The organism is Azospirillum doebereinerae (assembly GCF_003989665.1).
Lineage (GTDB): Bacteria > Pseudomonadota > Alphaproteobacteria > Azospirillales > Azospirillaceae > Azospirillum > Azospirillum doebereinerae.
The window spans coordinates 65741-91426 of sequence record NZ_RZIJ01000026.1; the positions used below are offsets into that span (position 1 = coordinate 65741).

At 69.7% G+C, this 25686-nt stretch carries 22 protein-coding genes and 1 rRNA gene; 14 read left to right on the forward strand and 9 right to left on the reverse strand.

Annotated features, from left to right (window positions below; translation table 11 throughout):
* Nucleotides 1-54: 54 nt before the first annotated feature.
* From recA to EJ913_RS25380, 10 genes are all read left to right on the forward strand, one after another.
* The gene (gene recA / locus EJ913_RS25340; RefSeq protein WP_127003171.1) at nucleotides 55-1134 is read left to right on the forward strand and encodes a recombinase RecA; all 1080 of its coding nucleotides are present in this window, start codon (nucleotides 55-57) and stop codon (nucleotides 1132-1134) included.
* Between the two features lie 73 nt (nucleotides 1135-1207).
* Complete coding sequence (locus EJ913_RS25345; RefSeq protein ID WP_211099038.1) at nucleotides 1208-2014, forward strand: ion transporter; 807 nt, start codon at nucleotides 1208-1210, stop codon at nucleotides 2012-2014.
* Between the two features lie 108 nt (nucleotides 2015-2122).
* Nucleotides 2123-3274 carry an ABC transporter permease gene (locus EJ913_RS25350; protein WP_127003173.1) on the forward strand — a complete coding sequence of 384 codons (1152 nt, stop codon included), beginning with the start codon at nucleotides 2123-2125 and terminating at the stop codon, nucleotides 3272-3274.
* Nucleotides 3275-3278: 4 nt separating this feature from the next.
* The gene (locus tag EJ913_RS25355) at nucleotides 3279-4253 is read left to right on the forward strand and encodes an ABC transporter permease (RefSeq protein WP_127003175.1); all 975 of its coding nucleotides are present in this window, start codon (nucleotides 3279-3281) and stop codon (nucleotides 4251-4253) included.
* 4 nt (nucleotides 4254-4257) lie between these two features.
* The gene (gene cdd / locus EJ913_RS25360) at nucleotides 4258-4677 is read left to right on the forward strand and encodes a cytidine deaminase (protein WP_127003177.1); all 420 of its coding nucleotides are present in this window, start codon (nucleotides 4258-4260) and stop codon (nucleotides 4675-4677) included.
* Nucleotides 4678-4690: 13 nt separating this feature from the next.
* The gene (locus tag EJ913_RS25365) at nucleotides 4691-5524 is read left to right on the forward strand and encodes a purine-nucleoside phosphorylase (protein WP_127003179.1); all 834 of its coding nucleotides are present in this window, start codon (nucleotides 4691-4693) and stop codon (nucleotides 5522-5524) included.
* Entirely contained in the window at nucleotides 5521-6348 is an 828-nt protein-coding gene (gene deoC, locus EJ913_RS25370; RefSeq protein ID WP_127003181.1) for a deoxyribose-phosphate aldolase, read from the forward strand. Before EJ913_RS25365 ends, deoC begins: the two co-directional genes overlap by 4 nt.
* A gap of 4 nt (nucleotides 6349-6352) precedes the next feature.
* A complete protein-coding gene (deoA, locus tag EJ913_RS25375; protein ID WP_127003183.1) occupies nucleotides 6353-7669 on the forward strand; it encodes a thymidine phosphorylase in 1317 nt (438 codons plus the stop codon).
* 226 nt (nucleotides 7670-7895) lie between these two features.
* Nucleotides 7896-8045 (forward strand): hypothetical protein, encoded by a 150-nt coding sequence (locus tag EJ913_RS31865; RefSeq protein WP_185909927.1) that lies wholly within the window; start codon nucleotides 7896-7898, stop codon nucleotides 8043-8045.
* Between the two features lie 387 nt (nucleotides 8046-8432).
* Complete coding sequence (locus EJ913_RS25380; protein ID WP_244939485.1) at nucleotides 8433-9455, forward strand: hypothetical protein; 1023 nt, start codon at nucleotides 8433-8435, stop codon at nucleotides 9453-9455.
* Nucleotides 9456-9568: 113 nt separating this feature from the next.
* Here EJ913_RS25380 and EJ913_RS25385 read toward each other — a convergent pair whose 3' ends face one another.
* The 7 genes from EJ913_RS25385 to EJ913_RS25415 all read right to left on the reverse strand — a co-directional run bounded on the left by EJ913_RS25385 (nucleotide 9569) and on the right by EJ913_RS25415 (nucleotide 19638).
* Nucleotides 9569-12757, reverse strand: a complete 3189-nt coding sequence (locus EJ913_RS25385; protein WP_127003187.1) for an efflux RND transporter permease subunit — start codon at nucleotides 12755-12757, stop codon at nucleotides 9569-9571.
* Between the two features lie 178 nt (nucleotides 12758-12935).
* Nucleotides 12936-14117 carry an efflux RND transporter periplasmic adaptor subunit gene (locus tag EJ913_RS25390; protein WP_127003189.1) on the reverse strand — a complete coding sequence of 394 codons (1182 nt, stop codon included), beginning with the start codon at nucleotides 14115-14117 and terminating at the stop codon, nucleotides 12936-12938.
* A gap of 22 nt (nucleotides 14118-14139) precedes the next feature.
* The gene (locus tag EJ913_RS25395; RefSeq protein ID WP_127003191.1) at nucleotides 14140-14967 is read right to left on the reverse strand and encodes an alpha/beta hydrolase fold domain-containing protein; all 828 of its coding nucleotides are present in this window, start codon (nucleotides 14965-14967) and stop codon (nucleotides 14140-14142) included.
* 145 nt (nucleotides 14968-15112) lie between these two features.
* On the reverse strand, nucleotides 15113-16126 hold the full coding sequence (locus tag EJ913_RS25400; protein ID WP_127003193.1) for a LysR family transcriptional regulator: 1014 nt from the start codon (nucleotides 16124-16126) through the stop codon (nucleotides 15113-15115).
* 224 nt (nucleotides 16127-16350) lie between these two features.
* Nucleotides 16351-17646, reverse strand: coding sequence for an MFS transporter (locus EJ913_RS25405; protein ID WP_127003195.1), 1296 nt, complete (start codon nucleotides 17644-17646; stop codon nucleotides 16351-16353).
* 14 nt (nucleotides 17647-17660) lie between these two features.
* Nucleotides 17661-18851 carry an acetyl-CoA C-acyltransferase gene (locus tag EJ913_RS25410; protein WP_211099039.1) on the reverse strand — a complete coding sequence of 397 codons (1191 nt, stop codon included), beginning with the start codon at nucleotides 18849-18851 and terminating at the stop codon, nucleotides 17661-17663.
* A 31-nt stretch (nucleotides 18852-18882) separates the two neighbouring features.
* Entirely contained in the window at nucleotides 18883-19638 is a 756-nt protein-coding gene (locus EJ913_RS25415; protein WP_127003199.1) for an SDR family oxidoreductase, read from the reverse strand.
* A 125-nt stretch (nucleotides 19639-19763) separates the two neighbouring features.
* On the opposite strand from EJ913_RS25415, the gene EJ913_RS25420 reads away from it, so the two are divergent.
* Nucleotides 19764-20348, forward strand: a complete 585-nt coding sequence (locus EJ913_RS25420) for a TetR/AcrR family transcriptional regulator (protein WP_127003201.1) — start codon at nucleotides 19764-19766, stop codon at nucleotides 20346-20348.
* Between the two features lie 131 nt (nucleotides 20349-20479).
* Here the strand turns inward: EJ913_RS25420 and EJ913_RS25425 are convergent, their stop codons facing one another.
* On the reverse strand, nucleotides 20480-22843 hold the full coding sequence (locus tag EJ913_RS25425) for a glucose/quinate/shikimate family membrane-bound PQQ-dependent dehydrogenase (protein ID WP_425321126.1): 2364 nt from the start codon (nucleotides 22841-22843) through the stop codon (nucleotides 20480-20482).
* Between the two features lie 161 nt (nucleotides 22844-23004).
* Here EJ913_RS25425 and EJ913_RS25430 point away from each other — a divergent pair, with 161 nt between their 5' ends.
* The 3 genes from EJ913_RS25430 (at nucleotide 23005) to rrf (ending at nucleotide 24073) form a co-directional block, all read left to right on the forward strand.
* Nucleotides 23005-23322, forward strand: coding sequence for a plasmid stabilization protein (locus EJ913_RS25430; RefSeq protein ID WP_127003205.1), 318 nt, complete (start codon nucleotides 23005-23007; stop codon nucleotides 23320-23322).
* Nucleotides 23323-23353: 31 nt separating this feature from the next.
* Nucleotides 23354-23803 (forward strand): BON domain-containing protein, encoded by a 450-nt coding sequence (locus EJ913_RS25435; RefSeq protein ID WP_127003207.1) that lies wholly within the window; start codon nucleotides 23354-23356, stop codon nucleotides 23801-23803.
* A 154-nt stretch (nucleotides 23804-23957) separates the two neighbouring features.
* A 5S ribosomal RNA gene (gene rrf, locus EJ913_RS25440) occupies nucleotides 23958-24073 on the forward strand.
* A 105-nt stretch (nucleotides 24074-24178) separates the two neighbouring features.
* Here the strand turns inward: rrf and EJ913_RS25445 are convergent.
* Nucleotides 24179-25252, reverse strand: coding sequence for an alpha-hydroxy acid oxidase (locus tag EJ913_RS25445; protein WP_127003209.1), 1074 nt, complete (start codon nucleotides 25250-25252; stop codon nucleotides 24179-24181).
* Nucleotides 25253-25686 lie beyond the last annotated feature (434 nt).

A 25686-nucleotide genomic window follows, 5' to 3' on the forward strand; every position in this document is an offset into this window, starting at 1 on the left:
TTTCCCTTCGTTGCAAGAGCGCCGACCGTGTGTTCTAAGAGAGGGGTTCCGGGCATGTCGTCCGCACAGCTTCGTTTGGTTGAGAAGGATTCCATGGACAAGCAGAAGGCGCTCGACGCCGCGCTGAGCCAAATCGAACGCGCGTTCGGCAAGGGCTCGATCATGAAGCTGGGTGCCCGCGCGAACGTCGCCGAGACGGAGGTCATCTCGACCGGCTCGCTCGGCCTCGACATCGCGCTCGGCATCGGCGGCCTGCCGAAGGGCCGCGTCGTGGAGATTTACGGACCGGAAAGCTCGGGCAAGACCACGCTCGCGCTGCACGCCATCGCCCAGGCCCAGAAGGCCGGCGGCACTTGCGCCTTCGTGGACGCCGAGCACGCGCTCGACCCGTCCTACGCCCGCAAGCTGGGCGTGAACATCGACGATCTGCTGATCTCGCAGCCCGACGCGGGCGAGCAGGCTCTGGAGATCGCCGACACGCTGGTGCGCTCGGGCGCCATCGACATCCTGGTCGTCGATTCGGTTGCGGCCCTGGTGCCGCGCGCCGAGCTGGAAGGCGAGATGGGCGACAGCCACGTCGGCCTGCACGCCCGCCTGATGAGCCAGGCGCTGCGCAAGCTGACCGGCTCGATCTCCAAGTCGAACTGTCTGGTGATCTTCATCAACCAGATCCGCCTGAAGATCGGCGTGATGTTCGGCAACCCGGAGACGACGACGGGCGGCAACGCGCTGAAGTTCTACGCCTCGGTCCGTCTCGACATCCGCCGCATCGGCGCGATCAAGGACCGCGACGCCGTGGTCGGCAACCAGACCCGCGTGAAGGTGGTGAAGAACAAGATGGCCCCGCCCTTCCGCGTGGTCGAGTTCGACATCATGTACGGCGAGGGCGTGTCGAAGGTGGGCGAGCTGCTCGACCTCGGCATCCAGGCCAGCGTGGTGGACAAGTCGGGCGCGTGGTTCAGCTACGAGGGCACCCGCATCGGCCAAGGCCGCGAGAACGCCAAGACCTTCCTGCGCAACAACCCGGAAATGGCCGACGCCATCGAGGCGAAGATCCGCGGCAACGCCGGGCTGGTCGCCGACGCCATGATGGGCACGCCGGAAGCCGACGCCGAGGCGTCCACGCCGGAGTGACCGCGACCGTGGACGGCCCCGTTTCCGGAAACCGGAGGCGGGCCGTCCACGGAAAGCCGTGTGAGGTTGGGGCGTGCCGGCTGCATCCAACGGACTTTCGGACACCCAGCGCCTCTTCAAGTTGAAGACGGGGCGGGCGCGGGTCCGTTTCCTGTACGAGGCGCACAGCGGCTTCCGCTTCTCCATGGCGGGGTTCGACCTCGTCACCGTGCTGTTCGTCTTCGTCACCACCGTTCTGCCGCCGCATGACTGGCTGCTCTGGGTCGATTACGGCCTGGGGGGCGTCCTGCTGGCGGATTTCTGCGCGCGTTTCTGGATCGCGCGCCATCGTCGGCGCTTTCTGTTGAGCGTCTGGACGCTGGTCGATCTGGTCGTGATCCTGTCGATGCTCGCGCCGATGTTGATCTCCAATTACGCCTTCCTGCGGGTCGTGCGGGCACTGCGCGTGCTGCGCTCCTACGCCGTCCTGCGCACGCTGCGGCGGGGCAACAGCTGGTTCGCCGAGCGCGGCGAGCTGATGCTGGCGGTGGTCAATCTGGTGGTGTTCGTCTTCGTCGTGTCCGCCTTCGTCTACGTCACCCAGCTCGGGGTGAACGAGAAGATCGTCACCTACGTCGACGCGCTCTATTTCACCGTCACCACGCTGACGACCACCGGTTTTGGCGACATCACGCTGGTCGGCACGCATGGCCGACTGTTGTCGGTGCTGGTGATGATGCTGGGCTGCGGGCTTTTCCTCAAATTCGCGCAGAGTCTGTTCCGCCCCAACAAGGCCCATGTCGAATGCCCGGCCTGCGGGCTGAGCCGGCATGATTTCGACGCGGTGCACTGCAAGCATTGCGGTGGGGTGGTCCACATCGACAAGACGCATCCCGACTGACCGGCGCAAGAGGTCCGGGCGGGCGCCAAGGGCTGGAAATCCCTTGGTGATCCGGCGGCCGAGCGGTTAAAGATCGGGGGGAGCGGCCAGACAGGTCCGGGGGGACGCATGGTGTCGAGCGGGTCGGGTAGGGGGCAGCCGGGCGCCGTTCCGGGCTGGGTCGGGTACGCGCTGCTGCCGGTTCTCAACCTCGCCGCCGCCTTCGCGCTGTCGGGGCTGGTCATCCTGGTCATCGGCGAGAACCCGGTCGACGTGCTGTCGCTGATGCTGTCCGAGGCGCTCGGCTACCCCGAGGCCATCGGCTACACGCTGTACTACACCACCGACTACATCTTCACCGGGCTGGCGGTCGCCATCGCCTTCCATTGCGGGCTGTTCAACATCGGCGGCGAGGGGCAGGCGACGCTGGGCGGCCTGGGCGCCGGTCTGGTCGCGCTGGCGCTGACCGGCTGGCCCTGGCCGGTGGTGGCGGTGCTGGCGATCCTGGCCTCGGCGCTGTTCGGGGCGGCCTGGGCCTTCATTCCGGGCTGGCTCCAGGCCAAGCGGGGCAGCCACATCGTCATCACGACGATCATGTTCAACTTCATCGCCGCCTCGCTGATGACGTGGCTGCTGGTCGACGTGCTGATCCGGCCGGGCAGTCAGTCGCCGGAAACCCGCGAGTTCGACCCCGGCCTCTGGCTGCCCTCGATGGAGCGAGCGCTGGGCTGGATCGGCGTCACGGTTCCGGCCTCGCCGCTCAACCTGTCCTTCCTGTGGGCGCTGGCCTGCTGCGTCCTGTTCCAGATCTTCCTGCGCCACACCCGATGGGGCTACGAACTGCGCACCGTCGGCCGCAACGAGCGGGCGGCGGTCTACGCCGGCATCTCGCCGTCGCGAAACATCGTCCTCGCCATGCTGATCTCCGGCGCGCTGGCCGGCTTCGTCGGGGTCAACGAGATCTTGGGCGTGCAGCACCGCATCATCCTGAACGTGACCGGCGGAGTCGGCTTCGTCGGCATCGCCGTGGCGCTGATGGGGCGCAACCACCCGGTCGGCATCGTGCTGGCGGCGCTGCTGTTCGGCGTGCTGGCGCAGGGCGGCGGGCAGGTGTCCTTCGACTACCCCAGCATCAACCGCGAGCTGGTGATGGTCATCCAGGGGCTGGTCATCCTGTTCGCGGGCGCCATGGAGAACCTGTTCAAGCCGCAGGTCGAGGCGCTGTTCCGCCGCCGCGCGCCCGCCGCCGCCAAGCCCACCGCCACCGGCACGGGGGGCTGACGCGATGGAGGACGCTTTTCTGCTTGTCCTGCAACTGCTCGGCGCCACGGTGCGGGTGGCGACCCCGCTGGTGCTGGCGGCCTTCGCCGGGCTGTACTGCGAGCGCGCCGGGGTGGTGGACATCGGGCTGGAGGGCAAGATGCTGGCCGGCGCCTTCTTCGCCGCCGCCGCCGCCTCGGCCAGCGGCAGCCCATGGCTCGGCCTGCTGGCGGCTATCGCCGCCGGGGTAGCGCTGGCGCTGGTCCACGGCTTCGCCTGCATCACCCATCACGGCAACCAAGTGGTGTCGGGTATGGCAATCAACATCCTGGTCGCCGGGCTAGCGCCAACGCTCGCTTACGCGTGGTTCGCGCAAGGGGGACAGACGCCGCTGCTTCCCGCTTCCGCCCGCCTGCCGGCCGTCGGCCTGCCGGGGGGCGAGGCGCTGTCCGGCGTGCCGGTGCTGGGGCCGGTGTTCCGTGAACTGCTCGACGGAACCAACATCCTGATCTGGGCGACGCTGCTGATCGTGGTGGCGACCCAATGGGTGCTGCACCGCTCGCGATTCGGTCTGCGGCTGCGGGCGGTCGGGGAAAATCCGGCGGCGGTCGAGACCGCCGGCATTTCCGTCACACGGCTGCGCTATCAGGCGCTCATCGTGACGGGCGTGCTGACCGGGATGGCCGGCGCCTATCTCTCCACCGGGCATGGGGCGGGCTTCGTGCGGGACATGACGGCGGGCAAGGGCTATCTGGCGCTGGCGGCGCTGATTTTCGGCAAGTGGCGGCCGGGGCCGACGCTGTTCGCCTGCCTGCTCTTCGCCTTCACCGACGCGGTGCAGGTGCGCTTGCAAGGGGTGCCCCTGCCGGGGGTCGGCGTTATTCCCGTGCAATTCATCCAGGCCATTCCCTATCTTCTGACGGTCCTTCTGCTGGCCGGCTTCGTCGGCAAGGCCATCGCCCCCAAGGCGAGCGGCATCCCCTACGTCAAGGAGCGCTAAGGCGATGGCGACACCGGAGGATCTGATCGCGGCGGCGGCGGCGGTGCGCGGCAACGCCCACGCGCCCTATTCCCGCTTCAAGGTCGGCGCCGCCATCCTCGGCGAGTCGGGCCGGGTCTTCGTCGGCGCCAACGTCGAGAACGCCGCCTACCCGCAGGGGCAATGCGCGGAGTCCTCGGCCATCGGCGCGATGGTGGCGGCGGGCGACCGGCGCATCGTGATGATCGCGGTGGTGGGCGGGGCCGCAGACGATGGGCCGGGCGACGCGCTCTGCACGCCGTGCGGCGGCTGCCGCCAGCGCATCCGCGAGTTCGCCGCCCCCGGCACCGCGATCCATGTCGGCGACCCGTCGGGGCTGCGCCGGAGCTTTACGCTGGATGAGCTGTTGCCGCAGTCGTTCGGCCCCACCAATTTAGCCTTCTGACCGGAGTGCCGTCATGACCGCAGCCCGCGCCGCCGCGGACATCCTTCACCGCGCCCCCGGCCACCGGCCGCGGGTCGGCCTCGTGCTGGGGTCGGGTCTGGGCGGCATCGCCGACCGGATCGCCGACGCCGTCGCCATTCCCTACACCGAGATCCCCGGCTTTCCGGTGCCCAGCGTGCCCGGCCACGCCGGGCGTCTGGTGGTCGGCACGCTGGGCGGGGTCGAGGTCGCCTGCATGCAGGGCCGCGTCCACGCCTATGAGGGCAACGGCTTCGACGCGCTGAAGACCGCGATCCGCGCGCTGAAGCTGGCCGGTTGCGACACGCTGGTCCTGACCGCCGCCGTCGGCTCGCTGCGGCTGGAGGTCGGCCCCGGCCGGCTGATGGCAATCACCGACCACCTGAACCTGCTGGGCAGCAACCCGCTGACCGGCCCGAACGACGACCCGTTCGGCGACCGCTTCCCCAGCATGACCGACGCCTGGGACCCGGACCTGCGCGCGATGCTGGCCGACGTGGCGGGCGGACTCGGGCTCGATCTGGCCCAGGGCGTCTACGCCGCTTACCCCGGCCCGTCCTTCGAGACGCCGGCCGAGGTGCGGATGATGAAGACGCTGGGCGCCGACGCGGTCGGCATGTCCACGGTGCCCGAATGCATCGTCGCGCGGCATTGCGGCCTGCGGGTCGTCGGCTGCGCGGTGGTGACCAACCTGGGGGTGGGGCTCGGCGATGGGCCGGTCGACCATCACCAGACCTTGAGCGCCGCCTCGGCCGCCGCCTCCGACCTGGAGCGGCTGCTGGTCGGCTTCCTTGAACGCCTCCACGAAAAGGACGGGTCCCGGTCATGAAATTGCCAGCCGACCTGCAAGGCGCGCTCGACGCCTGCGCCACCGCCCCGTCCGATCCGGCCGTCGCGCGGCGGGCCATCGGGATGCTCGACCTGACCAGCCTGAACGGCGACGACGGCGACCGGACCATTGAGGCGCTCTGCGCCCGCGCGCTCACCCCGGAGGGGCCGGTCGCCGCCGTCTGCGTCTGGCCGCGCTTCGTGCCGACCGCCCGCAAGGCGCTGGCCGGGACGCCGGTCAAGATCGCCACCGTGGTCAATTTCCCGACCGGGGAGGCCGACGCCGCCGCCGTCGCCGCCGAGACCCGCCGCGCCATCGAGGACGGGGCCGACGAGATCGACGTGGTGCTGCCCTACCGCGCCTTCATCGACGGCGCCCGCACCCAGCCGATGAACGTGGTGAAGGCCTGCCGCGAGGCCTGCGGCGACAAGGCGCTGCTGAAGGTCATCCTGGAATCGGGCGCCTTCCCGGACGCCGAGCTGCTGGCCTGGGCGTCGCGCGACGCCATCGCGGCGGGCGCGGATTTCCTGAAGACCTCCACCGGCAAGACCCAGCCGGCGGCGACGCTGGAAGCGGCGGCGGTGATGCTGGACAGCATTTACGAATCCGGCAAGCCGGTCGGCTTCAAGGCGGCGGGCGGCATCCGCGACGCGGCCGGCGCGGCGGGATTCCTGGCGCTGGCCGACCACATCCTGGGCGAGGGCTGGGCGACGCCGCGGACCTTCCGCTTCGGCGCGTCGAGCCTGCTGGACGCGCTGCTGGCCGAACTCGGCCACCGCACCGGCCAGGACGCGGCGCCGGTGCCGGCCCCGGCGGGGTACTGAGCCGATGGTGCTTCCGCAGGAGATCGTCCGCGCCAAGCGCGACGGCCGGACGCTCGACGACGCGACCATCCGGGCCTTCGTGCGCGGCATCACCGACGGCAGCGTCACGGAAAGCCAGGCCTCGGCCTTCGCCATGGCTGTGTTCTTCCAGGGCATGAGCCTGGACGAGCGGGTCTCCCTGACGCTCGCGATGCGGGATTCGGGCCGCGTGATGGAATGGCGCTCGCTCGGCCTGTCCGGCCCGGTGATCGACAAGCATTCCACCGGCGGGGTGGGCGACAAGGTCAGCCTGATCCTGGCGCCGATCCTGGCGGCCTGCGGCGGCTTCGTGCCGATGGTGTCGGGGCGGGGGTTGGGCCACACCGGCGGCACGCTCGACAAGTTCGAGGCGATCCCCGGCTATCAGGCCAAACCCGACAGCGAGCTGTTGCGCCGGGTGGTGAAGGAGGCCGGCTGCGCGGTGATCGGCGCCACCGACGACATCGCGCCGGCCGACCGGCGGCTCTACGCCATCCGCGACGTGACGGCGACGGTGGAATCGCTCGACCTCATCACCGCGTCGATCCTGTCGAAGAAGCTCGCCGCCGGGCTGGACGCGCTGGTGATGGATGTGAAGTTCGGCTCCGGCGCCTTCATGCAGCGCTTCGAGGACGCCGAGGCGCTGGCCGACAGCATCGTCACCGTCGCCGAGGGCGCCGGGCTGCCGGCGGTGGCCCTGCTGACCGACATGAACGAGGTGCTGGGCCACAGCGCCGGGAATTCGCTGGAGATGCGCGAATGCCTCGCCATCCTGCGCGGCGGTCCGGCCGAGCCGCGCCTGTGCGAGGTGACGGTGGCGCTGGCCGGCGAGTTGCTGGCGCGCTGCGGGCTGGCGTCGGGCGCGGCGGCCGGGCGGGCGATGGCGGACCGCGCGGTGGGCAGCGGGGCGGCGGCCGAGCGTTTCGCCCGCATGGTCCACGCGCTGGGCGGACCGTCCGACCTCCTGGACCGGCCCGATGCGCATCTGGAAATCGCGCCGGTGGTGCGCCCGGTCTTCGCGGAGCGGACGGGCTGGGTCGCTGCCGTCGACACCCGCGCGGTCGGCATGGCGGTGGTGGCGCTGGGCGGCGGGCGGACCAAGGTGACCGACGCCATCGACTTCGCGGTCGGCTTCGACGCCGTCGCCGGGCTGGGGGCGGAGGCCGGGCCGGACCGGCCGCTGGCCTTCGTCCACGCGCGGACGGAGGCCCAGGCCGACGAGGCGGCGGAGCGGGTGCGGCGGGCCTTCATCATCGGCGACACGGCCCCGGTGCGCGGTCCGCTGATCGCCAAGCGGGTGTAAGCGGCGGCGGCCTCGACGATGACAGCGTGAACCGCGCCGGAAGAACCGCGCGGGGCTTTCGGGCGACTGGAAGCGGTTGCTCTGAATGTCGAGGCAGGCCATCCCGGCGTTGGTCGCCTCATGCGTTCGGGGCAGGGGGTGGCGTCGATGGCGCTTTCAACCCGCAGCCCGGTTGTCGTGATGGTCGCGGCGCCCGGTTCCGCCGGCCTTGCCGGTGGACGGCCTCTTGGACATCGACCCGGCGGTGCCGGCCAGCGGGGCGGTCGCCGTCGCCATCGTCATGGTGAGCGAAGGCGCGGTGCAAGTTGCAAAATCGGGACAACACGCAAAACGCAAGGAACATTTTTCCATGCACGCCACCAGTGCGTCAAAATGACCGACCCCTTCCCGAAAATAGTAGAAAAAATGTTAACGATTCCGGTGTTTAATATTCGCAAGAGAACGAATCTCATTGAAGTGAGATCCCTTAAGCGAATCTCGCATCAATCCAAATTCGCTTTCAGGTGAAAATTGTCCAATTCAGCTGTCTTTCTGTGGTGTGCACTTTCTTTGGTGCGCAGAAAGGAGGATTTTCTTTTTATAAGATGGATCGTTCCTTTTCTGGAAACTTTGGTAAAGGAGACTCATGCAGGCGCGACGTAGCTTGGAGGCAATCTCGCCGATACTGGAGCAAATTCTATACGGTGGTTCCAGCGTATCGATGAATCTGTTGTCTATTACGAGAAGTTTGCCAGAGACAGCCCATTTGTTTCGGAATGGGGGTTTGAACCGCATTATCCTTTTCAAATATCCGAATTTTGATGAAAGCCAAGGCGACGGCCACGATTTCTTGAATTGTGGCGCGGGGAGCGTAGCCATCAAGCGTCCGGTCGAAACCGGCATTTATATTCCCCATGACGAATGCCAGTGGGAAACCGGTGGGGTTGCCATCTATCTGCGTTCCCGCAACAGCACCGTGCTGTTGCAGGAGCATTTTGGCCCTGAGGCGGTGGAGCAGGAGACGGTCTGCAACGACCTTAGCCTCCTGTCCCTGATCGACAACATTCCGTCTCTGGACGCCTTTCTGCTGAAAACCTACTTCGAGGCCAAGAAGATTCGGGTCGATCAGCGGTATTGGCAGATTGCCGCAGAAGAGGAGTCCCAGCTGCGCCGGATGATCAGCCGGCGAGTGGAACCGATTGTGCGCAAGGCCGTCAGCGATGGTTTGGGCGGCGAGGCAATCGTCGGGCGGTTTCTGGACGCCATCTGGAATCCGGACATGGAGGAGGCCGGGCATTTCGTGTCGGCCTTCGGCATCGATCATTCGGAAGCGGACGCGATTTTCAGCGCCTGGAAAGGCATTACCTTCTACGAATACCAGCTTCGCCGCATTGCTCCGCGGATCCGTACCATCAACGCGTGGCTGCGATCCCAGGACTGCGTGCCGGCCGACTTGAGGAATCACCGTCCCTACGATGAGCAACTGATGATGCACATCGAGCGTGTGAGCCATATGCTCAACGCCACTCTGCTGGATATCCGCCACATTCTCGGAGAATACGAGAGGGGCTTCAACGCGCTGATAAGCGGGTACCCGTCCCTGTTTCGCGACTTCCTGCGCACGATCCATGCACGCTACTGGCTTCTGGGCTATTGCGTGTCGGCATTGATCAGCGTGGTGCATCTGGACAGCCGTTGCATGAAGAACTTTCCGTCTCGCCATGTCGATTTCGAAACGCTGAACCGCCTTCTGCGCCAATTCGATATCGCCCTGGACCGGCGCCGGGAGCAGAAATCGGCGTTTTAGTCGTTGAAGTTCCAAGCAGGCGTGGCGGCGGCCCGCACCCCAGAGGCGGACACGACGAAGCCCCCGCTCCGTCCCGTGAGGGAGGAAGCGGGGGCGTAGAACCCGCAGGCTCCTCAGTCGTCGCCGTGCCCGTGGGCCAGCGCACCGCCATGGGGCACCGCCGCCGCCGGCTTCCCGGCCCCGGCCAGCTTGCGCAGCAGCACGTAGAACACCGGCGTCAGCACCAGGCCGAACAGGGTGACGCCGATCATCCCGGCGAACACCGCGACGCCCATCGCGTGGCGCATCTCCGCGCCGGCCCCGGTGGAGGTCACCAGCGGCACCACGCCCATGATGAAGGCGATCGACGTCATCAGGATCGGACGCAGCCGCAGCCGGCTGGCCTCGACGGCCGCCTGCACCACGCCGTGGCCCTGGTGCTCCAGTTCGCGGGCGAACTCGACGATCAGGATGGCGTTCTTCGCCGACAGGCCGACCAGCACCATGAAGCCGATCTGCGTGAAGATGTTGTTGTCGCCCCCCGTCAGCCACACCCCGGCCAGCGCCGACCCCAGGCTCATCGGCACGATCAGCAGGATGGCGAGCGGCAGGGTCAGGCTCTCGTACTGCGCGGCCAGCACCAGGAAGACCAGCAGGATGCTGATGGGGAAGATCCACAGCGCGGCGTTGCCGGTCAGGATCTCCTGGTAGGTCAGGTCGGTCCACTCGAACCGCACGCCGCGCGGCAGGGTCTCCTGCGCGATGCGCTCGGCCGCCGCCTGGGCTTGGCCCGAGGAGAAGCCGGGCGCCGCCCCGCCGTTGATGTCGGCGGCGGTGTAGCCGTTGTAGCGGACCACCATCTCCGGCCCGTAGCTCTGCTTGACCGTGACCAGCGAGGAGAGCGGCACCATGTCGCCCTGGGCGTTGCGGGTCTTGAGCAGGCCGATGTCGGCGGAATCGGCGCGGAAGGGCGCGTCGGCCTGGACGCGGACCTGGTAGACGCGGCCGAAGCTGTTGAAGTCGTTCACGTAGAGCGAGCCGAGGTAGATCTGCATGGTGTCGAACACCTCGCCGATGGCGACGCCCTGCTGCTTGGCCTTCACCCGGTCGAGGTCGACGTCGAGCTGCGGCACGTTGATCTGATAGCTGGAGAAGCTCGGCCCCAGCTCCGGCGTCTGCATCGCCTTGGCCATGAAGGAATTGACCGCCGCGTTCAGCGCCTCGTAGCCCAGCGCGCCGCGGTCCTCCAGCTGCATCTTGAAGCCGCCCAGCGTGCCCAGCCCCATCACCGGCGGGGGCGGGAAGATGGCGACGAAGGCCTCCTTCAGCCCGGCGTAGCGTTTTTGCAAATCACCGGCGATGGCGAGGGCCGACAGCGACGGGTCGTGGCGCTCGGCGAAGGGCTTCAGCGTGACGAAGACGATGCCGGCGCTGGAGCTGTTGGTGAAGCCGTTGACCGACAGGCCGGGGAAGGCGACGGCGCTCTGCACGCCGGGGCGGGCCAGGGCGATGTCGGTCATCTGGCGGATCACCGCCTCCGTCCGGTCGAGCGAGGCGCCGTTGGGAAGCTGGGCGAAGCTGATCAGGTACTCCTTGTCCTGGGCCGGGACGAAGCCCATCGGCACGGCACGGCCGAGCAGCACGGTGACGCCGAGCAGCCCGACATAGACCAGCATCATCAGGCCCTTGCGCCGCACCACCCCGCCGACGCCCCGTCCGTAGCCGGTCGAGGCGCGGTGGAAGACCCGGTTGAACAGCCCGAAGAAGCCGCCGAAGACGCGGTTCATCCCACGGGTCAGCCAATCCTGCGGCTGGTCGTGGCCGCGCAGCAGCACCGCCGCCAGGGCCGGCGACAGGGTCAGCGAGTTGAAGGCGGAGATCACGGTGGAGATCGCGATGGTCATCGCAAACTGCTTGTAGAACTCGCCGGTCAGGCCGGACATGGCGGCGAGCGGCACGAAGACGGCGACCAGCGTCAGCGCGATGGCGATGATCGGGCCGCTCACCTCCTGCATGGCGCGGTAGGTGGCTTCCTTGGCGGACAGGCCGTTCTCAATGTTGCGCTCGACGTTCTCGACGACGACGATGGCGTCGTCCACCACGATGCCGATGGCCAGCACCATGCCGAACAGCGACAGCGCGTTGATCGAATAGCCGAGCCCCAGCATCAGCGAGAAGGTGCCGACGATGGAGATCGGAACCGCCAGCAGCGGGATGATCGAGGCGCGCCAAGTCTGGAGGAAGACGATGACCACCAGCACCACCAGCGCGACGGCTTCGAGCAGGGTGTGGATCACCGCCTCGATGCTGGAGCGGACGAACTGGGTCGGGTCGTAGACGATGCTGAAATCGACGCCGTCGGGCATGTCGGCCTTCAGTTCGGCCATCGTCGCGCGGACCTGATCGGAGATCGCCAGCGCGTTGGCGCCCGGCGACTGGTTGATCGCCATCGCCACCGCCGGCTTGTTGTCCAGCAGGGAGCGCAGGCCGTACTGCGAGGCCGCCATCTCCACCCGCGCCACGTCGCGCAGATAGGTGACGCCGCCCTCCGCGCCGGCCTTCAGGACGATGGCGCCGAACTCCTCGGGCGTGGTCAGACGGCCCTGCGCGTTGATCGAGAGCTGCAGCGGGGTGTTCGGCAGCGAGGGCGAGGCGCCGATGACGCCGGCCGCGACCTGGACGTTCTGCTCGCGGATCGCCGCCACCACGTCCGACGCGGTCAGGCCGCGCTGGGCGACCTTGGCGGGGTCGAGCCAAACCCGCATCGAATAGTCGCCCGAGCCCCAGACCTGCACCTCGCCGACGCCGGGGATGCGGCTCAGCCGGTCCTTGACGTTGAGGACCGCGTAGTTGCGCAGGTAGGTCATGTCGTAGCGGTCGTTGGGCGACAGCAGATGCACGACCATGGTCAGTGTGGGCGAGCTCTTGACCGTCGTCACGCCCAGCCGCTGCACGTCGGAGGGGAGGCGCGGCAGCGCCTGCGACACCCGGTTCTGCACGAGCTGCTGCGCCTTGTCCGGGTCGGTGCCCAGCTTGAAGGTCACGGTCAGCGCCATGTTGCCGTCGCTGTTGGCCTGCGACTGCATGTAGAGCATGTTCTCGACGCCGTTGATCTGCTCCTCCAGCGGAGAGGCGACGGTCTCGGCGATGACCTTGGGGTTGGCGCCCGGAAACTGCGCGCGGACGACGACCGACGGCGGAACGACCTCCGGGTATTCGGAGATCGGCAGTTGGAACAGCGAGATCGCTCCCGCCAGGAACAAGGCCACCGACAGGACGCCCGCGAAGATCGGGCGGTCGATGAAGAATTTCGAGATGTTCATGATGGCTCTCCCGGCGTGCGGGGATCGGGTTCGGGAAGGCGGGGCGGGCGTGGATTTGCGGCCCCCTCCCCAGCCTTCTGAAAAGGGAGGGGCAAAGAACGCCCATTCCCTCTCCCGCGACAGCGGGGGAGGGTCAGGGAGGGGGCCGCAAATTCGCGCCGGATCGGCGCCGGTGGGGTCAGGGTTTCGTCGAAGCGGTCTGGATGGCGTCGTTGGGCGCGCCCATCGCCACGATCTTCGGGCTGATGCGGGCGCCGGGGCGGGCGTGCTGGGTGCCGTTGACGACGATGCGCTCGCCGGCCGCAAGCCCGCTCGTCACCACCCGCAGGCCGTTCTGCGCCGGGCCGGGCGTGATCGCGCGGTACTGCACCGTGTCGTCGCCGGCCACCACCAGGACGAACTTCTTGTCCTGGTCGGTGTTGATGGCGCGATCCTCGACCATCAGCGCGTCGTGCGGCACGCTGCCGCCGACCTTGAGCCGGGCGTAGAGGCCGGGAACCATCACGCCGTCGGCGTTGTCGAACTTGGCGCGCACGCGGATGGTGCCGGACACGGCGTCGAGCCGGTTGTCGACATGCTCCACCGTGCCGTTGCGCGAATAGCCGGTCTCGTTGGCGAGGCCGAGCTGGACCGGCACGTCGGAGGCGTCCTTCACGCTGGCGATGTGGCGCAGGTAGGTCTGCTCGTCCACGTCGAAGGAGGCGTAGATCGGCGAGACCGAGACCAGCGTGGTCAGCGGCGCCGCCGTGGCGCCGGACGCGACGACGTTGCCGACCGTCGCCTCGGCGCGCGAAACGCGGCCCGACACCGGGGCGGTCACCTGGGTGTGCTCCAGGTCGAGCCGGGCGAGGTCGAGCGCCGCCTGCGCCGCCTTCAGGTTGGCGGCGGCCTCGCGGGCGCCGTTTTCCTTCTCGTCGAGCGACTGGCGGGAGATGGTGGCGTTCTGGACCAACCGCTGGGCACGGTCGAGGTCGGCGGCGGTGTAGCGGACGCGGGCCTGGGCGGCGGCGACCTGGGCCTCGGCACGGGCGACCTCGGCCAGATGCGGGCGTGGGTCGATGGTGAACAGCACGTCGCCCTGCTTGACCAGCGCGCCGTTGCGGAAATGCACGGCGGTGATTGCGCCGGACACCTGCGGGCGGACCTCCACCCGGTCAACGGCCTCCAGCCGGCCGGAATAGCTCTGCCAGTCGGTGATCTTGCGGGCGACGACCGGGGCCACGTCGACCTCGGGCGGCGGCGGGGCGGCGGCCGTGGCGGGGGCGTCGGCGTGGCCCTGGGGGATGGCGAAGCCGGTGACGGCGGCGGTCGCCGCGCCAGCGGCGAGCAGAAGAGCGAGTTTGGAGCGGGACAGCGGCATTGGAAATCTCCTGGGGAGAGCGTCAGGCGGTGGCGCCGGGCAGGCGGCGGCGGAAGAAGTCGGCGACCGCCAGCAGCGCCGGGCAGTGGCCGGGCAGGGCGGCGTGGGACAGGGCGGGGAAGCGGGTGACCTCGGTCGGCACCCCGGCCTCGATCAGGCTGGCGGCGTAATGCTCGGCCTCGATGCGCAGCGCGTCGTTCTGCGCGGTGACGATCAGGGCCGGCGGCAGCCCGGCCAGCCGGCGGGAATCCAGCGGGGCGGCGTAGGGGTGCAGCCGTTGCGAGGCCTCGGGCAGATAGGCGCGGTAGCAGGGCGCGCAGGTGGCGGCCGACACGTCCGACCCCATCACCTTGGCGTCGCCGACGCGGGTCAGGCTGGGGTCGAGCATCGGGCCGAGCAGGGCCTGGGCGGCGATGGTCACGTCGCCCTGGTCGCGGGCCAGGAAGGTCAGCGACGCGGCGACGTGGCCGCCGGAATCGTGCCCGGCGACGCCGAGACCCCCCTTGGCGATGTTCAACTCGCGGGCGGCGGCGGCGGTCCACAGGGCGGCGCGGTGGGCGTCGTGGGCGGCGGTGGGGAAGCGGTGGGCCGGGGCCAGCGAATAGCCGACCGACACGACCACCGCCGGCACCGCCTCGGCGATGGCGGCGGCGGCGGTGTCCGCCTCCTCCAGCGAGCCGGAGGTGAAGCCGCCGCCGTGCAGGTAGAGCAGCGCCGGAACCGTCAGCCCGATCAGCGGCCGGTAGAGCCGCAGCCGGATGTCCTGGGCGTGGCCGGCGATGGTCCGGTCATCGACCGCGAGCGGACAGGCGGTCCTTTGTGGCTTCGATGGACGTGACGGCCGACCCATGATCCAACGGTGCCTCGGCACCCCTCCCGCATTGCGATAGGAGGGAGTGTGGGCGCTTGAAGGATCGGAATAAATACCGCGTCAGCGCCCACACAATTCGGATCGGATGAACAATCGGGGCGGATTGGCGGGAAACCGTGCCCCCCTACATCACGCAGAGACAGGCGCTGTCCTGGTCCATGGCGACGCTGTCCACCGCCACCGGGACCGTCTTCGGTTTGGCCTCGGCCCCGCAATCGTAGCCGGGGATGTCCTCGCCCTGCATCAGCGGGCAGCCCTCGAACAGCTCGGCGACCCAGTCGACGAAGGCGCGGACCTTGGGCGACAGGTGGCGGTTGTGCGGGTAGAGCGCCGAGAGCGGCATCAGGGCCGGGCGCCACTCCCCCAGCACCTCCACCAGCGCGCCGCTGCGCAGGTGGGGCAGCACCATGAAGCGGGCGGTCTGGCCGAGGCCCAGCCCCTCCAGCGCGCAGGTGACGTAGGCGTCGGCGTCGTTGACCGCGACGTTGCCGGCCATCTTCACCTCCTGCACGACGCCGTCGCGCTCGAAGCTGAACTCCATGAGCTTGCCGGTGCGGGTGAAGTAGTTGACGGCGATGTGCCGCTCGAGATCCTCGATGGTCTTGGGGGTGCCGTGCCTGGCGAAATAGGCCGGGCTGGCGACGGTGACCGGGCGGAAGGCGCCGACCCGCCTAGCGATCAGGCTGGAATCCTGGAGGTCGCCGACCCGCAGCACGCAGTCCACCCCTTCCTGGATCAGGTCGATGGGGCGGTCGCTCATGCCGATCATGATCTCGATGTCGGGGTAGCGGGCGTGGAACTCGTGGATGGCCGGGATGATGACCAGCCGGCCGAGCGAGCCCGGCATGTCCACCCGCAGCCGGCCGCGCGGGGTCTTGCGGGCGCTGGTGAAGGAGGCCTCGACCTCCTCGACGTCGGACAGGATGCGGGTGGCGCCCTCCAGATAGGCGGCGCCGTCGAGCGTCAGGCTCAGCTTGCGCGTCGTCCGCTGCAGCAGACGGACGCCCAGCGCCGCCTCCAGGTTCTGGATGGTCGTCGTCACCGAGGCGCGGGGCAGGCCCAGCGTGTCGGCGGCCTTGGTGAAGCTGTTGACCTCGACGACGCGGGCGAAGACGCGCATCGCGTGCAGTTTGTCCATGGGACGGTCCATCGACTGTGGGGTGCCGGAGGGGCCTATCTAAGCATGCCCTGGGCCGAAATCGATGGGACCTTTCGGATTTGTGGGGAGTGCGGCTCCGGTTGCCCCCACCCTTCCTCCCCCGCTGGGCGGGGGAGGGGACTGCCGCCGGATTTTTGCAAAGGTCCTGTCCCCCTCCCCTGCCCAGCGGGGGAGGGCCGGGGTGGGGGCAACCGTGGCTGAACTCAAGCCCCCGCCGTGACCGGCTTCGCGGCAACCGGGCGACGGCCCAGCGTCGGCACCAGCAGGGCGGCGCCCAGGCACAGCACCCCGGCGACGAAGAAGGCCGGCAGGTAGCTGTCCAGCGTGCTGCGGGCATAGCCGGCGCCGAAGGCCGCGCAGGCGCCGCCGATCTGGTGCCCGGCGAAGATCCAGCCGAAGACGAGGTTGGCGCGCTCCCGCCCGAAGCGCTCGGCGGTCAACCGTACGGTCGGCGGAACGGTGGCGATCCAGTCCAGCCCGTAGAACACCGCGAAGAAGGACAGCCCGTACACCGTGAAGTCCGAATAGGGCAGGTACAGCAGCGACAGCCCGCGCAGGCCGTAATACCAGAACAGGAGCCAGCGGTTGTCGTAGCGGTCGGACAGCCAGCCCGACGCCACCGTGCCGATGAAGTCGAAGATGCCCATCACCGCCAGCAGCCCGGCGGCCCGCACCTCCGGGACGCCGAAATCGACGCAGAGCGGGATCAAATGGATCTGGATCAGCCCGTTGGTGGAGGCCCCGCAGATGAAGAAGGTGGCGAACAGCACCCAGAACACCCGCGTCCGCGCCGCGTCGCGCAGGGCGCCCAGCGCCGCCCCCGCCACCGACGGCGGCAGCGGCGCGGCGGCGGCCGGCGCCGTGCCCTCCTCGCCGTAGGCGGCCAGCCCGAGGTCGGACGGGCGGTCCCGCATCAGGGCGAGCACGGCCAGCGTCGCCACCCCCAGCAGTCCGATCAGCAGCGCCAGCGCCGTGCGCCAGCCGAACTGGTCGGTCAGCATCGACAAGAGCGGCATGAAGACGAGCTGCCCGGTGGCCGAGCTGGCGGTCAGCAGCCCGACGACCAGCCCGCGCCGCGTGGTGAACCAGCGCGTGGCGACGGTGGCGCCCAGCACCAGCGCGGTCAGCCCGGTGCCGAAGCCGACGACGATCCCCCACAGCAGGATCAGCTGCCACAGCTCGCGCATGGCCAGCGACAGCAGCAGCCCGCTCCCCACCAGCGTCAGCGAGGACAGCGCCATCCGCTTGACCCCGTAGCGGTTGATCAGCGCGGCGGCAAACGGCCCCATCAGCCCGAACAGCAGCAGGCGGATGGCGAGCGCGATGGAGATGTCGGCGGTCGACCAGCCGAACTCGCGCTGGAGGGGGAGCAGCAGCACGCCGGGCGCCCCCACGGCGCCGGCCGACACCAGCATGGTCAGGAAGGTGACGGCGACCGTGACCCAGCCGTAATGGACGTCGCGGCGCGCCAGGGAGGCGGCGACACGGGATGACAGCATGACCGCGACTCCGCTCAGAAGGGCCGTTCGACGGCGATGGCGGTGGCCTCGCCGCCACCGATGCACAGCGCCGCGATCCCGCGCCGCTGGCCCCGCGCGGCCAGCGCGTGCAGCAGCGTGACGATCAGCCGCGCGCCGGTGGCGCCGATGGGGTGGCCGAGCGCGCAGGCGCCGCCGTTGACGTTCAGCGCGTCGCGGGGAATGCCGAGGTCGCGCTGCGCCGCCATGGCGACGACGGCGAAGGCCTCGTTGATCTCGAACAGGTCGACGTCGCCGACGCCCCAGCCGACGCGGTCCAGCAGCTTGCGGATTGCCGGGATCGGCGCGGTGGTGAACCAGGCGGGATCCTGGCTGTGGGTGGCGTGGCCGAGGATCGTCGCCAGCACCGGCAGCCTCTCGCGCTCGGCCAGCGAGCGGCGGGTCAGGACCAGCGCGGCGGCGCCGTCGGCGTTGGCCGAGGAGCTGGCTGCCGTGATCGTCCCGTTGGGGCGGAAGGCCGGCTTCAGGGCGGGAATCTTTCCGGGCGAGACCTTCAGCGGGTTCTCGTCGTTCGCCACCAGCGTCTCGCCGCCCTTGACGGCCAGCGTGACGGGGGCGATCTCGGCGGCGAAGGCGCCGCTTTCGATGGCGGCGCGCGCGCGGGTCAGCGTCTCGACGGCGTAGGCATCCTGCTCGGCGCGGGTGAAGCCGTAGAGTTCGGCGGTCGCCTCGCCGAAATCGCCCATCGGGCGGCCGCCCTCGTAGGCGTCCTCCAGCCCGTCGAGCATCATGTGGTCGAGCAGCCGGTCGTGCCCGATCCGGTAACCGCCGCGCGCCTTGGCCAGCAGATAGGGCGCGTTCGACATGCTCTCCATGCCGCCGGCCACGACGATGCCGGCGGAACCGGCGCGGATCAGGTCGTGGGCGAGCATCGTCGCCTTCATGCCCGAGCCGCAGACCTTGTTGATCGTGGTGGCGCCGGTGGCGTCGGGCAGGCCTGCCCCGCGCGCCGCCTGCCGGGCGGGGGCCTGCCCCTGGCCGGCGGGCAGCACGCAGCCGACCAGCGCCTCGTCGACACGGTCGGGCGTCAGGCCGGCGCGGGACAGCGCCGCGCGGATGGCGTGGGCGCCCAGCGCGTGGGCGGGCAGGGCGGACAGCTCCCCCTGGAAACGGCCGAGCGGCGTGCGCGCGGCGGACACGATGACGACGGGATCGTTGCTTTCCATCACGGACGGACTCCTGAAGGGGGGAGGGCGGTCACTGCACCGTCAGGCCGCCGTCGACGTTGATCGACTGGCCGGTGATGAAGGACGCGGCGTCGGAGCAGAGCCAGACCACCGTCTCAGCGACCTCGCGCGGCTGGCCGACGCGGCCGACGGGGTGGAGCGGGCCGAGCGCGGCCTCGACGCGGTCGGCGCCGCCGAACGACCCCTGGCTCATCGGCGTCTGGATGATGGCCGGGCAGACGGCGTTGATCCGCACACCGGATTTGGCGACCTCGATGGCGGCGCTGCGGGTCATGCCCTCCACCGCCGCCTTGCTGGCGGAGTAGGCGGCGTTGCCGGCCAGCCCGATCTGGCCCAGCACCGATCCGGTGGACACGATAGCGCCCTTGCCCTGCCGCAGCATGATCGGCAGTTCGTGCTTCAGGCACAGCCACACGCCCTTGACGTTGACGGCGAGCATCCGGTCGAACGCGTCGTCGGTCATTTCGGTCAAGGGTCCAGCGCTGTGGACGCCGGCGTTGTTGAAGGCGAAGTCCAGGCGGCCATGGTCGCGCTCGATCCGGGCGAACAGCGCCGCGACCTCGGCGGCGTCGGCGACGTCGGCCGGCACGAACACCGCGCGCCCGCCGGCCCGCTCGGCCAACTCCACGGTTTCCCGCCCTTCGGCCTCGCGCCGTCCGGTGACGATCGCCGTGGCGCCCGCCTTCGCGAAGGCCAGCGCCGTCGCCCGCCCGATGCCCGAGGTCCCACCGGTGACCAGGGCCACCCCGCCGCTCATGTCCGCCATTGTCCGTCTCCCGCTTTGGGTTTATGATGATGACCATCATGAATGTCGTCATTGATGATGTCCATCATGAATAACGCCGCCCATTCCGTTTCCGGTGGCGTGGCTGCCATGCGCGAGGTGAGGACGTGAAGGTTTCCAAGGAGAAGGCGGCGGAGAACCGGGCCGCCATCGTCAAGGCGGCGGGGCGGCTGTTCCGCGAGCGCGGCTTCGACAAGGTCGGGGTGGCGGAGATCACCAAGGCGGCCGGGCTGACCCATGGCGGTTTCTACGGCCATTTCCCGTCGAAGGACGCGCTGGCCGTCGAGGCATGCGATGCCGCCTTCGCGGAGAGCCTGGACCGGCTGCCGGCCGACGAGACGGCGACGAGCGGCGCGCTGAACGCCTTCCTGGAGCGCTATCTGCGCGACATCCACCGCGAGCGCCCGGCGGCGGGCTGCCCGATGTCGGTCTTCGCCATGGAGGTCGCGCGGCTGGACCCGGCGTTGCAGTCACGCTTCGGCGAGGGGACGGAGCGCTTCTTCGAGGCGGTGGAGCAGCGGCTGCCGGAGACGCTGGCCGATCCGGCGGCCCGCCGCGCCCGCGCCATCGCCATCGTGTCGGCGCTGGTCGGCGGCATGGCGCTGGCGCGGGCCACCGCGCAGGGCGCGCCGGAGCTGTCGGGCGAGATTCTGGCGGCGCTAAGGGAGCAGCTCCGCGCTTTGGTGGCTTGAGCGGGATTGTGTTGGGTGCGGCCACGCTTGCCCGCGGATCGTCGAGGCGGAGATCGCCGCCTCGCTCCTCGGCATGAAAGCGACGGCATCGTTGCCGTAAGAGGAGGGGGCGCGCAGGGCGCCCCCTCCCGTCAGGACTTCGGCAGGGCGTAGGCGATCACGTGGTCGCCGGTCTTGGTGCCCAGCGATCCGTGCCCCCCGGCGACGACCACGACGTATTGTCGCCCGTCGGCGCCCATGTAGGTCATCGGCGTCGCCTGCCCCCCGGCGGGCAGCCGGCTTTCCCACAGCTGATCGCCGTTCGACACGTCGTAGGCCCGCACGTAATAGTCGATGGTGCCGGACAGGAAGGCGACGCCGCCCGCCGTCACGATCGGCCCGCCGAGGTTGGGAACCCCCATGCGGAAGGGCAGCGGCAGGGCCGACGCGTCGCGCACCGTCCCGTTCTTGTGCTTCCACAGGATTTTGCCCGTCGTCAGATCGGCCGCCGCGACGTAGCCCCAGGGCGGCGACTGGCAGGGCAGGCCGAGCGGCGAGGTGAAAGGCTTGAGCTTCACGGCGAAGGGCGCGCCGAAATTCTCGTTCAACGCCGGCAGGCTCTTCTCCGGCCGGTTCTTGCCCTGGACGTAGAGCGTGGTCGCGTCGCCGCGCGGCACCAGCTGCGACACGAAGGCCAGATAGGTCGGCGTCGTGAAGGCGATCTGCCGGGCCGGATCGACCGCCACGCCGCCCCAGTTGAAGACGCCGAAATTGCCGGGGTAGATCAGCGACGACTGCGTCGACGGCGGGGTGAAGCGCCCCTCGTAGCGCATGCGGTGGAAGGCGATGCGGCAGGCGAGCTGGTCGAACATCGTCGCCCCCCACATGTCCCGCTCGATCAGCGGCGGCGGGTCGTAGGACAGCGCCGAGACCGGCTGGGTCGGCGCGCTGCGGTCGCCCTCGGCCGCGCCCTGGGGGGCCGGCTTCTCGGTGACCGGCAGCAGCGGCTCGCCGGTGCGGCGGTCCAGCACGAAGAGTTCGCCCTGCTTGGTCGGCTGCACCAGCGCCGGCACGATCCGCCCGCCGAGGTTGAGGTCGATCAGGCTCGGCTGGGCCGGCACGTCGTAGTCCCACAGATCGTGGTGCACCGTCTGGAAGTTCCAGCGCACCCGCCCGCTGGCGAGGTCGAGCGCCACCACGGAGGAGGAGAAACGCTCCACCGCTGGGCTGCGGTTGCCGCCCCATTGGTCGGGCGGCTGGTTGCCCAGCGGCACGTAGACCATGCCCAGCGCCTCGTCGACGCTGGAGATCGACCAGCTGTTGGGCGAGTTCGCGGTGTAGGTCCGGCCGGGCGGCAGCGGCGCCGTGTCGTCCGGGTTGCCGGAATCCCAGTTCCACAGCAGCGCGCCGGTCTCGGCGTCGAAGGCGCGGATGACGCCGGACGCCTCGACGGTGGACACGTTGTCGAGCACCGTGCCGCCGACGATCACCCGGTCCCCGGCGACGACCACCGGCGAGGTCGAATAATACGAGCCCGGCCGGACGTTCGGCATGCCGGCCCACAGATCGATCTGCCCGCTGCCGCCGAAGGCCGGGCAGGGCGCGCCGGTCTCCGGGTTGAGGGCGAGCAGCCGTCCGTCGGCCGTGGGCATGAACAGCTGGGCCGGGCAGGCGGTGTTCGCCGCCGCCGAGCGGCGGTAGGACAGCCCCCGGCAGGTCAGGTGCTGGAGCGCCAGCTCGCCCTTGATCTCGGGGGTGACCCGCCAGATCTGGGCGCCGGTGGTGGCGTCCAGCGCGATGACCGACTGGTGCGGCGTGCACAGGAACAGCCGGTTGCCGACCTTGAGCGGCGTGACCTCGAAGGTGGTTTCCTCGGGGTCGCCGGGTTGGCCGCGCGTGTCGCCGGTCTGGTAGTCCCACGCGACCTCCAGCGACTTGGCGTTCGCCGGGGTGATGCGGTCGAGCGGCGAGTAGCGCTGGCCGAAGCCGGTGCGCCCGTAGGCGTGCCATTCGTCGTCCGGCACCGGGGGGTGCGGGCTGGCCGCCGTCGAGGCGACGGTGCGGGGGGCGGGGGTGGTGCCCTCGATCCGGTGGGGATCGACGAACCACGAGGCCGCCGCCACCACCACGGCGAGGCCGAGCGCCGCCGTCAGCGCCAGCCTGGGGCCACGCGTCTCCCCGTCCTGGTCTGTCCGAACACGCCCGAACCCGTCGCGCTCCGTTCCTCCGCCGAGCGCGCGGGTGACCCAGGGCGTCAGCAGGAGGAAGCCGACCACCGCGACAACGTCGCCGCGCGCCGACAGCGGCCACCAGTCAAGCCCCACCTCCCACAGCGCCCAGGCCAGCGTGCCGACGACCAGCAGGGCGTAGACCGTCAGGGCCGCCGGGCTCCGCCGCATCAGCAGCGCCGCCGACAGCAGCAGGGCCAGCCCCGAGACGGCGTAGTACCAGGACCCACCCAGCGCGATCAGCCACACCCCGCCGCCGAGCGCCGCCAGCCCAAGAACCACGAGCACGGCGCCGGCCACCAGAAGGGCGGCGCTTCGTCTTGCTTTTTGCATCTTGCCCTCAAGGACCCGCTTTGTGCGGAGGTGCAACACGCGGCAGACCGCAAGGTTGCCTGGAACCCGCCGTGGCACCCCCTGTTGAATCCGTTGCAGCCACAAAGGAGGATGCCATGCCGCGCGGCGACAAATCGGCTTACACGGACAAGCAGGTCCGCAAGGCCGAGCACATCGAGGAAAGCCACGAAAAGCGTGGGGTTCCGGCCGACGAGGCGGAGCGCCGCGCCTGGGCCACCGTCAACAAGGACGACGGCGGTGGCAAGAAGAGCGGTTCCGGCCGTGGCGCGCACACCGGCCACCCCGCCGCCCACAAGGGTGGGGAGAAGGGCGGCGAAGCCTCGGCCTCGCGTTCGGCGGCCGAACGCTCCGCCTCCGCCAAGAAGGCGGCGGTCACCCGCAAGCGCAACGCCGAGCACCGCGCCCACGGGTAAGGGGCGCCGATACTGGAGGGAGACGGGCACCATGGCACGCTACGATTGGCAGAACGACCGGCCGACGCCGGGGAACTACCGGGGTGTCGGGCCACGCGGCTACCGCCGCTCCGACGAGCGCATCCGCGAGGACATCGGCGACCGCTTGACCGACGACCCGCGTCTCGACGCCACCGGCATCGACGTGTCCGTCGCCCAGGGGGAGGTCACCCTGACCGGCACCGTCGGGCATCGCGCCGACAAGCGCGTGGCGGAGGACATCGCGGAGGCGGTGTCGGGCGTCACCCACGTGCAGAACGACCTGCGCGCCGACCGCGACGCGTGGCAAGGCAGCGTCACCGGGCCGGGCGCCCCCGCCCAAGCCGGCATGGTCGCCGCGCTGAACAACAGCTCGATGGTGCTCGGCAAAGCCCCGCTTCCGGCGGAGCCCGAGGCCGGGGCGCGGAGCGACCGGACGGAACGGGTCGGCGGAGGGGAATGACGCGCGCCGTCGATTTGTTGCGATTTTGTGCTTGACCTGGCAGCCGCGCCTCGGTTACACACTCGCCACGTTGCGGAAACGCGAAGCAAGTCGGTTCGGTTCGGCGGTTTGAGAAAGCCTTCGAACAGTGGTTGTCGGTCGTGTGCCTTGGTGACCTGGTGGTCATGGCGAGGTGCCCAACACCCGATCCCATCCCGAACTCGGCCGTGAAAAGCCTCTGCGCCGATGGTACTGCGTCTTAAGGCGTGGGAGAGTAGGTCGCCGCCAGGTCGCTCAGGCACACGAGACACCCGTCGATACCGACAGGCCTCGCGTCGCAACGAACAGAAACCCCACCGACGCTGCCGCGCCGGTGGGGTTTCTGTTCGTTGGGCCTCAGGCTTCCGGCCACAGCACTGTCCGGTCGATGCCGGCCAGGGTCGAGCGGCCGGTCAGGATCATGGCGATCTCCAACTCGGTCCGCAGAATCTTCAGCACATGCGCGACCCCGACCGCGCCGCCGACCGCCAGCCCGTGCAGGTAGGGGCGGCCGATCAGCACCGCCGAGGCGCCCAGCGCCAGCGCCTTCAGCGCGTCGGTCCCGCGCCGGACGCCGCCGTCCAGCAGCAGCGGCACCCGCCCGCCCACCCGCGCTGCGACGGCGGGCAGCGCCTCGATGGTCGCCGGCACGGTGTCGAGCACCCGCCCGCCATGGTTCGACACGATGATGCCGTCGGCGCCGTGGGCGATGGCGCGCTCGGCGTCCTCGGGGTTGGTGATCCCCTTCAGCAGGATGGGCAGCCGGGTGAAGCCGCGCAGCCACGCGATGTCCGCCCAGCGGGCCGACGACGCCAGCAGGGCGCGCAGCGCCGCCCGCTCGTCCTCGGGCACCGGGGGCTGCGGCTGGCCGCGCAGATTCGCCGCCTCGACGCCGGGCGGCAGGGCGAAGCCGGCGCGCTGCTCGCGGTTGCGCAGGCTGACCGGCGCGTCCACCGTCACCACCAGCGCGCGGTAGCCGGCCGCCTCCGCCCGCCGGACCAGCGCGCCCGACAGCGCGCGGTCGGCCTGCAGGTAGAGCTGGAACCACAGCGGGTGCGCGCCGGACTGGGCGGCGATGTCCTCCAGCGTCACGCTGGCCTGGGTGCTGACGACCATGGCCGCCTCCAGCGCCGCCGCGCCAAGCGCCGTCGCCAGCTCGCCCTCGGGATGCACCAGCTTGTGATAGGCGGTGGGGGCGAGCAGGATCGGGTGGGCCAGGGTCTGGCCGAACAGCGTCACGCGGGTGTCCACGTCGCGCAGGTCGGGCAATGCCTGGGCCTGGAGCTTCAGCCGGGAAAACGCCTCGACGTTCCAGCGGAGCGTCGTCTCGTCGGCCGAGCCGCCCGCGATGTAGGCCCAGGCGTTCTCCCCCATGCGCGCCCGCGCGTGCGGTTCGTAATCGGTGACGGCGGCGATGTCGGTCGGGATCATGGGCGCACTCGACAGGAATAAGACTTAGTCGCGATTGAATGGCCCCAGATGTACGCCCATCCGGCCGGACGGTCCAAACGCTTCGTGGCGGGTGCGTCAAAAGACGCGTTCTGGAAAAATGCGTGGGGGCTGAAAAAAGGCGTTGCCAAGCTCCGTCCAAAGGTCCTATACACCGCCTCCCGCAGCGAGGCGCCGACGACAAGCCGGCAACGAAGCGCGGGATTTGGAAGACGCGGTGAAGTAGAAAAGAGCCTCTGAAAAAGAAGCTTGACACGAAAAACCGGATCGACTAAATAAAGGTCAAGACAAACGGCGGACCAAAACGAACGGTTCGCCAGAGACAAAGGCGGCGCTTCAGCGCTGCGGGATGTTTGACAAGTTTATACCGTGTTGTGAGAAGGGATGCGCAGGCGGCGGTGAGGGTTTCACCGTTT